At 45.9% G+C, this 11,410-nt stretch carries 7 protein-coding genes; 6 read left to right on the top strand and 1 reads right to left on the bottom strand.

What is annotated here, in order from left to right:
• The first annotated feature begins 2 nt into the window (after positions 1–2).
• Positions 3–386 carry a holo-ACP synthase gene (gene acpS, locus RH88_RS01820; protein WP_005593062.1) on the top strand — a complete coding sequence of 128 codons (384 nt, stop codon included), beginning with the start codon at positions 3–5 and terminating at the stop codon, positions 384–386.
• A gap of 73 nt (positions 387–459) precedes the next feature.
• Here acpS and barA read toward each other — a convergent pair whose 3' ends face one another.
• Positions 460–3,249 carry a two-component sensor histidine kinase BarA gene (gene barA, locus RH88_RS01825; protein ID WP_005593063.1) on the bottom strand — a complete coding sequence of 930 codons (2,790 nt, stop codon included), beginning with the start codon at positions 3,247–3,249 and terminating at the stop codon, positions 460–462.
• Positions 3,250–3,407: 158 nt separating this feature from the next.
• On the opposite strand from barA, the gene rlmD reads away from it, so the two are divergent.
• From rlmD to eno, 5 genes are all read left to right on the top strand, one after another.
• The gene (rlmD, locus tag RH88_RS01830; RefSeq protein WP_005593064.1) at positions 3,408–4,736 is read left to right on the top strand and encodes a 23S rRNA (uracil(1939)-C(5))-methyltransferase RlmD; all 1,329 of its coding nucleotides are present in this window, start codon (positions 3,408–3,410) and stop codon (positions 4,734–4,736) included.
• Positions 4,737–4,811: 75 nt separating this feature from the next.
• Positions 4,812–7,034, top strand: coding sequence for a GTP diphosphokinase (gene relA / locus RH88_RS01835; protein WP_005593065.1), 2,223 nt, complete (start codon positions 4,812–4,814; stop codon positions 7,032–7,034).
• A 76-nt stretch (positions 7,035–7,110) separates the two neighbouring features.
• Positions 7,111–7,908 carry a nucleoside triphosphate pyrophosphohydrolase gene (mazG, locus tag RH88_RS01840; protein ID WP_005593067.1) on the top strand — a complete coding sequence of 266 codons (798 nt, stop codon included), beginning with the start codon at positions 7,111–7,113 and terminating at the stop codon, positions 7,906–7,908.
• Positions 7,909–8,113: 205 nt separating this feature from the next.
• The gene (locus tag RH88_RS01845) at positions 8,114–9,754 is read left to right on the top strand and encodes a CTP synthase (protein ID WP_005593068.1); all 1,641 of its coding nucleotides are present in this window, start codon (positions 8,114–8,116) and stop codon (positions 9,752–9,754) included.
• A gap of 76 nt (positions 9,755–9,830) precedes the next feature.
• Positions 9,831–11,132: a phosphopyruvate hydratase gene (gene eno / locus RH88_RS01850; protein WP_005593069.1), complete on the top strand. Its 1,302-nt coding sequence runs from the start codon at positions 9,831–9,833 to the stop codon at positions 11,130–11,132.
• Positions 11,133–11,410 lie beyond the last annotated feature (278 nt).

Genomic DNA, 11,410 nt, shown 5'->3' on the forward strand with positions numbered 1-11,410 from the left:
CAATGGCGATTATTGGTCTAGGCACAGACATCGCTGAAATTGAGCGGGTAGAAAAAGCATTGGCTCGTAGCGGTATGGCATTTGCGCAGCGGATCTTAACTGCGCAAGAACTTGCAGTGTTTGATTCACTGAAACAGCAAGGGCGCTATTTGGCCAAGCGTTTTGCTGCCAAAGAAGCGGCATCAAAAGCGCTAGGTACCGGCATTGCGATGGGCGTGAGTTTTCAAGACTTCACCATCGCAAATGATGAACTGGGCAAGCCAATATTAACATTGAGCGGTAAAGCGCTTGAGATTGCGACCACCAAAGGGGTTGCTCATATCCACCTTTCTATCTCAGATGAACGCCATTACGCGATGGCGACAGTGATTTACGAAACGATATAGATATGGTGGCTAAAGAAAAGAGCGCTTCCGCGCTCTTTTTTGTTTTGGTTCGCTTGAGTTCAGCGGTCAGCGTTTAGCACTCGCTTTCCACCAGATAAGGCTGTGCGCTGGCTGTGACTTTTTCCATTTCATCTTGCAGCTCAAATAACTCTGGCTCAATATCTTCGATTGTGTTGCCAGAGCGCAGAGCTTTCTCGATCGTGGCGCAGACGTTCTTCAAGCGCGGCACACCACAATAAGAACAGCTGCCATGCAGCTTGTGCACGTGGTGAATCAACTGTTCAACCTTAAAGTTTTCATTTTCCAATGCTTGTTCGACGATGCTGCTGACTTCTGGCATATAGTCGAGCAACATTTGCAGCATCTCTTTAGCGAGATCCTCTTTGTTGGCTGACTGCTTTAATGCTGCTTGCCAATCAATGATCATATTGCTGTGCTCACTGATCAGATGCTGCTGAATCACTTCTGTCTGGGCGGGAATCGTCAGCTTTTGCAGTTCGTCTTCTTTAGTGTGCGGACTCCAATGCATCAATACCTGCTGCAACACATGCTCTTCAATTGGTTTAGTCAGATAGTCATCCATACCCGCTTTCAACAGGCGATCGCGCTCGCCACTCATCGCATGAGCGGTCACCGCAATCACGGGAGTATTGCCATTGAGAGTGGTTTTCTTTATGGCATTACAAGCGGTGACACCATCCATATGCGGCATCTGAATATCCATCAAAATGATATCGAAATGGCGTTGTTCGGCTTGTTTGACCGCATCTTTACCATTGGTACAAGTGATGACATGTTCAACACGTTCATCAAGTAGCGCGCTGATCAGTTTTAAGTTGGCTGGATTGTCATCCACCGCCATCACGGTTAATGGCAAGGTTTCTGTATTGATCGGTATTTCAATTTCAATCTCAGGTAGGCTTTCTTGGTTAGCGGCCAAGGTTTGCAATAGCTTCTTACGAGATAGCGGCTTGGTAACACAGTGGATCTGATATTTCTGAATCAAATGATCAGAGAGCGCCAATGCGGTACTTGGTGTACCGACCACCACGTGTGGCGCGCAGAGTAGCGCTTGCTCAACTTGCTTCTCGACTTTGCCTACCTCGTTAGAACGGTTTGGTGCAAGGTTAAGCAGTACATAGTCAAACGTCTCGACTTCATCAGGCATGGAAGAGCGGTAGGTAACAACCAGCCCTTGCTGTGCCAGAGTTTGGCGTGTAATTGAAGCGGCCTGCATGTTTGGCTCCACCAAGAGCAGTGAGCGCTGATTGAGCACTTGTGATTCAATCAGCTCACTCATCGGCATGTCGGTAGCATGCAAGCGTAAGGTGAACCAGAAGGTTGAACCTTGGTGGAGGCGGCTAGTGAGACTAATTTCACCGCCCATCTGACTAACCAACTTCTGGGTGATAACCAAGCCCAAGCCTGTACCGCCGTAACGACGCGAAATACTCGCATCCGCTTGGCTAAAGGCTTGGAATAGCTGTGCCTGTTGGCGCTCTGAAATGCCGATGCCCGTGTCTCGAACCATAAATTGCAGTTCGACCACATCTTCTTTTTGCGAACGTAGTTCAACACTGATGTCGATGTTGCCGCGCTCGGTAAATTTGATCGAGTTGCCAACGAGGTTGGTGAGGACTTGCTGAATACGCAGTGGATCGCCCACCAGGCCAATCGGCACTTTAGGATCAATCTTCAAGGTGATTTCCAAGCCTTTTTCATGTGCGCTGGTGGCTTGCAAGCTAACCACCTCTTCTAAGGTCTCTTGGAATTCAAATGGAATATTTTCTAGCGCCAGTTTGCCCGCTTCCAGTTTGGAGAAGTCGAGAATGTCATTAATAATGGTTAATAAGTTGTTGGCCGACTTTTCGATGGTTTGCAAATAATCGGTTTGGCTATTGGAAAGCTTGGTTTTGAGCATTTGACGAGTAAAGCCAATGACACCGTTAAGTGGGGTGCGTAACTCGTGCGACATGTTGGCTAAGAATTCGGATTTTACTCGCGCGGCTTCTTGAGCACGTTTTTTAGCAATGTCTAACTCGACGTTTTGGATTTCGAGCTGCTCTAGCGTTTCACGTAAATCGGAGGTGGCCTGATCAATGCTGTGTTGCATTTCAACATGGTATTCAGACAGTGATACCGCCATCGCATTGATACCGTTTTTTAACTGATCCAATTCACCATGCATCTTTCCTTCAATTCGCACATCAAGATGGCCGCGACGAATCCGGTCGACCATGTTTTTCATGTGTGAGATTGGGCGCGTGACATCGTGCATTAAGCGCATCGCGAAAAAGCCGGATAGGCCTAAGCCGGTAAGCAGCACTAAAAACGCGGAGAAAATTTCTTGGTACTGCTGCAAACGCAGCGAAGATAGGTCGAGTTCAATCGCGATATAGCCCATTGCTGGGTTGTTTTGTTGACCTCGTGGACTAGAAATGATGCCGGACTCACTGATGATCGGCGCCCTTAAAACCAATGTATTCTCATTTAAGTTAGAAGTGACTAACAAAGGGATTGGTTCATTGCGCGGAAACGTCAGTGATTCAAAATTCGGATGGAAGTTTGAGGTAACAAATAAGTCGTGGTTGTAATCAAACACCGCAATACTGCGGACAAATTTGGAATTTTTACGGTGCGCATAGCCAATAATGCGTCGCACTGATTCACGGCTATTGTTTTTTAGCCCATCTTCACTGGCGATAGCCAGTGGTTCGATAATACTTAGACCAGAATTGATCACTTGTCTTTCTAAGTCGTGATAGCGGTTGAAAGAGAAAATCGCGCTCAGAAGCAAACCAATTATTAGGGTTGGCGCTAGAGTGAGAGTAATAACGCGGGCGCGTAAGCCATATCTGGTCATTATTGTCTAAACATCGTGGTGTGGATATGGGAAAATAGCCATCATAAAATGAGCCGTCGAAGAGTTAAGCATAATCAACTCACTCGGCTCACACAATGATCCAGGCTCTAAAAGGTGACGCCTGGACTATTTGCAGCAATAGAGAGCAGGCACAAAGCATGGCGCGTTTTTTCCAACCGAAAAAGAAAACACAACTCAACACCAAGCATCAATCCATGACCGTGGATAAATTGGATCACCAAGGTGCTGGCATTTGCTACCAAAACGGTAAGCCTGTGTTTATCGATGGTGCACTCGCGGGTGAGCAGGTTTTGGTGCAGCTAACAGAAGACAAAAGTAAGTTTTCTCGCGCGAACTTAATCAAAGTGCAAAAGGCCAGCGAGCTGCGAGTTAAGCCATTTTGTCCGGTTTATGAGCAGTGTGGCGGCTGTAATATGCAGCATCTTGGTTTGGAGTCACAGCTGGAATATAAGCAGCAAACTTTGTCAGAATTGATGAGTAAGTTCTCTGGCCAAACCTTAGCTCTAGAATCGCCAATCTCGGGGGATGGTCTAGGCTATCGTCGTCGAGCGCGTATTAGCGTGATGGTGGATAAAAAAACACGTCAGTTGCAGTTTGGTTTCCGCCGCAAGCAGAGTAAGCAAATTGTTGATGTGACGAACTGTCCTGTTTTAGCGCCTGAATTGAATGTGATGTTGCCAGAGCTTTATCAATTATTGCAAGGGTTTACACGCCAAGAGTCCATTGGCCATATTGAATTGGTGAAAGGGGATAACACCAACGTGATGGTTTTGCGTCATCTAAAACCGCTGACCAACAAAGAACAGCAGCAACTTGAAGCGTTTGCCGCTGCGCACAACACCAGTTTGTATTTGATGCCGCAGGCTGAACAACTTGACCTAGTGTTAGGTGATGAAGCGCATTATTTAGAAGCGGGCGTAACCATTCCTTTTGCACCCAACAACTTCATTCAAGTGAACCAGAAAGTAAACCAGCAGATGGTTGAACAGGCGCTTAACTGGCTTGAATTGAGTGAAAATGACCGCGTATTGGATCTGTTCTGTGGTTTGGGTAATTTCAGCTTACCACTGGCAAAACAAGTGAAAACTGTTGTCGGTGTTGAAGGTGTTGAGGCGATGGTAGAAAAGGCGCAAAGCAATGCAGCGCTAAACCACCTAGACAATGCTCTGTTCTACCAAGCAAATTTAGAACAAGATTTGTCATCTCAGCCGTGGGCTAGAGAAAAGTTTGATAAGATACTGCTCGATCCAGCTAGAGCGGGAGCAAGTGGTATAGTAGACCAGTTATCGCGACTGGGTGCACAACGCGTGGTTTACGTTTCATGTAATCCTGCTACGCTTGCCAGAGATAGCCAAAGCTTGCTGAAACAAGGCTACCAGCTGGAAAAGTTGGGTATGTTGGATATGTTCCCACATACAGCTCATCTAGAGTCGATGGCTCTATTTGTTATGCAAAAGCATAAATAAAGGAACTAACACTAGGTAAAATAGCCTATTAGACAGGGTTAGTCGGTATAAAAATAAGAACTAGGACGAAAAAAGATGGTTGCGGTAAGAAGCGCGCATTTAAATCAAGATGAACAGTTTGAGCTAGAGAAGTGGATCGCTAGCTTAAAGCAAGACGCCAAAACTGCTCAGCGCTTAACTGAAGTGTATCGTCAGTGCGAAACGTATTTGCAAGGCAACGATGACGCACAACTGTTGTTGTGGCGTGGTCGTGAGATGATTGAAATTCTCATCACCTTATCAATGGATAAGCCAACGCTGGTGGCAGCGCAGCTGTTTCCATTGGTCTCTAGTGGAGCGTTGCAGCGTGAGAAACTTGAAGAAGAATACAATAAAGAAATTATCAAGCTGATTGATGGCGTTGAAGAGATGGCCGCTCTTGGCCAACTGAACGTCACCCTTGAAGGCAGCGCGGCATCATCGCAAGTCGATAACGTGCGCCGTATGCTATTGGCTATGGTGGATGATTTCCGCTGCGTGGTCATTAAGTTGGCCGAGCGTATTTGTAATCTGATTGAAGTTAAAAAAGCACCGGATGAAGTCCGTCGAGCCGCCGCGCAAGAATGTACCAACATCTATGCACCACTGGCGAACCGTCTTGGGATTGGTCAGTTAAAGTGGGAGATCGAAGATTACGCTTTTCGTTACCAGCAACCAGAAACCTACAAACAGATCGCTAAGCAGCTTTCTGAGCGACGTATTGTACGTGAACAATACATCAAAGATTTTGTCGATGACCTAACCGAAGAAATGCAAGCCACTGGCATTAATGCTGAGGTGAGTGGTCGTCCTAAGCACATCTACAGCATCTGGCGCAAAATGCAGAAAAAGAGCTTGGAGTTTGACGAGCTGTTTGATGTGCGCGCAGTGCGTATCATCGCAGACAAACTGCAAGACTGCTATGCAGCATTAGGTATCGTTCATACGAAATACAAACACTTACCAAGTGAGTTTGACGATTACGTTGCCAACCCAAAACCGAACGGTTATCAATCGATTCATACTGTTGTTTTAGGGCCTGAAGGCAAAACTATCGAGATTCAGATCCGTACTAAAGACATGCACGAAGATTCTGAATTGGGCGTGGCTGCGCACTGGAAATATAAAGAAGGTGCTAGCTCTGGTCGCAGCGGCTACGACGAGAAGATCACTTGGCTGCGTAAGCTGATTGATTGGCAAGAAGAGATGTCAGACTCTGGTGAAATGCTCGATGAGCTGCGTAGCCAAGTGTTTGATGATCGCGTCTATGCCTTTACTCCGCGTGGTGATGTGGTCGATTTGCCGATGGGGGCCACACCGCTCGATTTTGCTTATCACATTCACTCTATGGTCGGTCACCGCTGTATCGGTGCCAAAGTGGGCGGACGTATCGTCCCGTTCACCCATAAGCTATCGATGGGCGACCAAGTTGAAATCATCACCCAGAAAGAGCCAAATCCCTCTCGCGACTGGTTAAATCCATCGCTAGGGTTTGTTACATCCGGTCGCGCCCGCGCGAAAATCAATGCCTGGTTCCGCAAACAAAGCCGTGAGAAGAACCTCGAAGCGGGGCGTGAAATCCTTGAGCATGAACTGGGTAAAATTGGCGCAACGTTAAAACACGCTGAGCAATACGCGTTGAAACGTTTTAACGTTAATTCTGCTGATGAATTGTATGTCGGTGTTGGTAGTGGTGATTTACGTATTAATCAAATCATCAATCACATCAACGCCTTGGTGAACAAACCAACCGCGGAAGAAGAAGACAAGCAGGCGCTTGAAAAACTCCTCGAAGCGGAAAATAAACCGTCCACCCCAACACGTCCGAATAAAGATGCCGTGGTGGTAGAAGGGGTCGATAACCTGATGAATCATTTGGCACGTTGTTGTCAACCGATCCCAGGCGATCAAATCTGTGGCTACATTACTCAAGGTCGTGGAATTTCAGTACACCGTGCTGATTGTGAACAGCTTGAAGAGCTACGTCACCACGCACCAGAGCGTATTATCGATACTGTGTGGGGCAGTGGTTTTGCCGGCTCTTACTTATTAACTTTGCGTGTTGAAGCGATGGAACGTGGTGGCTTGCTTAAAGAAATTACCACCTTGTTTGCCAACGAAAAAGTCAAAGTAAACAGCATGAAGAGCCGTGTTGATTACCGCACGCAATTATCGATATTAGACTTTGATTTAGAAGTGAATAATGTCGAAGTTTTAGCGCGAGTATCGAAGCGAGTTGAGCAAATTAAAGATGTAATGTCAGTCAAAAGATTGGGATAGCGTCGACAATATTTAAAATAAATAATGAAAGGTGAGTGGTTATGCTGCTCACCTTTTTGTTTAAGGAAAAATGAAAATGAGTCACCCAATTGAACAGTTAGAACAGATTATGGCCACATTGCGTGATCCCAAGAAGGGCTGTCCCTGGGATCGTAAGCAAACATTTGAAACAATTGTTCCGCATACGATTGAAGAAACCTATGAAGTGGTGGATGCAATCCATAATCAAGACTGGCCAAATCTCAAGGAAGAATTGGGGGATTTATTGTTCCAAGTGATCTTTTATAGCCAGATTGCCAAAGAACAAGGTTTGTTCGATTTTTCTGAGGTGGTGGAAACGGTCAATGAAAAATTGACCCGTCGTCATCCGCATGTTTTTTCAGCGGTTGAGTTTGATTCTGATGAAGCAATTAATGCCAATTGGGAAGCCGAAAAAGCCAAAGAAAAAGCAAGAGTGGGCAAATCTGAGCAAAGTATTCTAGACTCAATACCAAATTCTCTACCTGCTCTTTCGCGTGCTACAAAGATCCAAAAAAAGTGCGCCAGCGTTGGATTTGACTGGGATTCGCTTGGTCCGGTGGTCGACAAAGTTCGTGAAGAAATTGATGAAGTAATGGAAGAAGCGCTGCAAGTTAATGTTGCGCAAGACAAAGTGGAATTAGAGCTGGGCGATTTGCTGTTTGCGACGGTTAATTTTGCCCGCCATCTGCAGGTCAACCCTGAGGTCGCACTTGCAAAAGCAAATTTGAAGTTTGTTAAACGCTTTCAATTGGTTGAACAAAAAGTCGCACAAAATGGCTTGCAAATTGAGCAGTGTGATTTAGCACAATTGGATGGCTGGTGGGATGAAGTGAAGCAAGACGAGCGTAGGTGAACTCTCGCTCAGTGATAAATTGGGGCAAGATTGACCCATCTAATAAGTGGTTGGGGCAGTCGTATTCACCCAGTTTGATTTGAAGCAAAAAATAAAAAATAGTGGTGTGATAGATTTCACGTTGTGGCGGTTAGGTGCTTCTGGTATATTTTTATCCCGTCCAGAAGAAATCTATTTCCCTCATTCAACCAATTTCAGGTTAAACATGACGACAAATTACATTTTTGTTACTGGCGGGGTTGTATCCTCTCTAGGTAAAGGTATTGCAGCTGCATCACTTGCGGCTATTCTAGAAGCTCGTGGTCTTAAAGTGACCATGATGAAGCTTGACCCTTACATCAACGTTGACCCAGGCACAATGAGCCCAACTCAACACGGTGAAGTGTTCGTCACGGAAGATGGCGCAGAAACAGACCTTGATCTTGGTCACTACGAACGTTTCATTCGTACCAAGATGACTAAACGCAATAACTTTACGGCAGGTCGTGTTTACTCAGACGTTCTAGCAAAAGAGCGTCGCGGTGACTACCTAGGCGCCACCATTCAGGTTATCCCTCACATCACTAACGCGATCAAAGACCGTGTAATCGCTGGCTCTCAAGGCCACGACGTTGCGATCGTTGAAGTTGGTGGTACTGTTGGTGATATCGAATCTCTACCGTTCATGGAAGCGATTCGTCAGTTAGCGGTTGAGCTAGGTCGTGAACGTGCAATGTTCATGCACCTAACATTGGTTCCTTACCTTGCTGCGGCAGGTGAAGTGAAAACAAAACCGACTCAACACTCTGTTAAAGAACTTCTTTCAATCGGTATCCAGCCTGACATTCTAGTTTGTCGTAGTGATCGTGCGATCCCAGCGAACGAGCGTAAGAAGATTGCTCTATTCTGTAACGTACAAGAAAAAGCAGTAATCTCAATGAAGGACGTAGATTCTATCTACAAAATCCCTCAACTTATTCATGCTCAAGGCCTTGATGATCTTGTATGTACTCGTTTTGGTATCACTGCACCAGCAGCAAACCTTTCTGAGTGGGAACAAGTAATCTACGAAGAAGCGAACCCAACGGGTGAAGTTACGATTGGTATGGTTGGTAAGTACATTGAACTACCAGATGCATACAAATCAGTTAACGAAGCGCTAAAACACGCTGGTCTTAAGAACCGTCTAAGCGTTAAGATTCAATACGTTGATTCTCAAGATGTTGAGAGCAAAGGTGTTGAAATCCTAGAAGGTCTTGATGCAATCCTAGTACCTGGTGGCTTTGGCGACCGTGGTGTAGAAGGTAAGATTCTTGCGGCGCAATACGCTCGTGAGAACAAAGTACCTTACTTAGGCATCTGTCTAGGTATGCAAGTGGCACTGATTGAATACGCGCGCAACGTCGCGGGTATGGAAGGTGCACACTCAACAGAATTTAATAAAGAGACGAAGTACCCAGTGGTTGGTTTGATCACTGAATGGGTTGATGGTGAAGGTAAAGTTGAAGAACGTACTGAAACTTCAGATCTAGGTGGTACTATGCGTCTTGGTTCACAGCTATGTCACCTTGAAAAAGGCACTAAAGCTCACGAACTGTACGGCAGCGCAACCATTCATGAGCGTCACCGTCACCGTTACGAAGTGAACAACAATCTTCGTCCACAAATTGAAAAAGCAGGCCTAAAAGTGTCTGGTCTTTCAGCGGACAAGAAACTGGTAGAAGTGATTGAGAACCCGAACCACCCATGGTTTGTTGCGGCTCAATTCCACCCAGAGTTCACATCGACACCGCGTGATGGTCACCCACTGTTTGCCGGTTTCGTAAAAGCAGCTGGTCAGTTCCAGCGCGGCGAATTAGAGAAGTAAGGAATACAGGCAGTAGCAGTTATATGTTGCTGCCGTTAATTTTGACATTATATATTCAACGAGAAGGAAACATTCAATGTCTAAGATCGTTAAAGTTCTAGGTCGTGAAATCATCGATTCACGTGGTAACCCAACTGTAGAAGCTGAAGTACACCTAGAAGGCGGTTTCGTAGGTATGGCTGCTGCTCCATCTGGCGCATCAACTGGTTCACGCGAAGCTCTTGAGCTACGTGACGGTGACAAATCACGTTTCCTAGGTAAAGGCGTTCTTAAAGCTCTTGAAGCTGTTAACGGCGCAATCGCTGACGCACTAGTTGGTAAAGATGCTAAAGATCAAGCTGCAATCGACGCAGTAATGATCGAGCTTGACGGCACTGAAAACAAATCTAAATTCGGCGCGAACGCTATCCTAGCGGTTTCTCTAGCAAACGCTAAAGCAGCTGCAGCTGCTAAAGGCATGCCTCTATACGAGCACATTGCTGAGCTAAACGGTACTGCTGGTCAGTTCTCTATGCCTCTACCAATGATGAACATCATCAACGGTGGTGAGCACGCTGATAACAACGTTGACATCCAAGAGTTCATGATCCAACCAGTTGGCGCTAAAACTCTTAAAGAAGCAGTTCGCATGGGTGCTGAAGTATTCCACAACCTAGCTAAAGTATTGAAGTCTAAAGGCTACAACACTGCAGTTGGCGACGAAGGTGGTTTCGCTCCTAACCTAAAATCTAACGCTGAAGCGCTAGAAGTTATCGCAGAAGCTGTTGCAGCTGCTGGCTACGAGCTAGGCAAAGACATCACTCTTGCTATGGACTGTGCTGCATCTGAGTTCTTCGACAAAGAAGCGGGTATCTACAACCTGAAAGGCGAAGGCAAAACGTTCACTGCTGAAGAGTTCAACCACTACCTAGCTGGTCTAGTTGAGCAATTCCCAATCGTTTCTATCGAAGATGGTCTTGACGAGTCTGATTGGACTGGTTTCAAACACCAAACTGAACTTCTAGGCGGCAAAATCCAACTAGTTGGTGACGATCTATTCGTTACTAACACTAAGATTCTTGCTCGTGGTATTGAAGAAGGTATCACTAACTCAATCCTTATCAAGTTCAACCAAATCGGTTCACTAACAGAGACTCTAGCTGCAATCAAGATGGCTAAAGATGCTGGTTTCACAGCAGTTATCTCTCACCGTTCAGGCGAAACTGAAGATGCAACTATCGCTGATCTAGCGGTAGGTACAGCTGCAGGTCAAATCAAAACTGGTTCTATGAGCCGTTCTGACCGTGTTGCTAAGTACAACCAACTTATCCGTATCGAGGAAGCTCTAGGTGAGCGCGCTCCTTTCAACGGTCTTAAAGAAGTTAAAGGTCAAGCTTAATTCTTAATTGAGTTAACTTAGCTAGATAGCTTTTTAAAACGCTCCACTTCGGTGGGGCGTTTTTTTTGGGCTGAAGACATGAGAATCGAGGGTTGAGAGCCGAGAACGCTTCGCTCCGATAAGCGAGATCCCCAACTCGTTCGTTCCTCACTCTTGAGGATGACGGCACTCGTCTTGTCTGTGTTAGTTTCGTCATTCCCTATAGGCTGACGAAGGAAGGAGTAGGGAATCTTTCTTTGATTTCGAACTGCTTGACTCGATCCCCAACGTGTTCTATT

It is taken from the genome of Vibrio scophthalmi LMG 19158 (assembly GCF_000222585.1).
Classification (GTDB): domain Bacteria; phylum Pseudomonadota; class Gammaproteobacteria; order Enterobacterales; family Vibrionaceae; genus Vibrio; species Vibrio scophthalmi.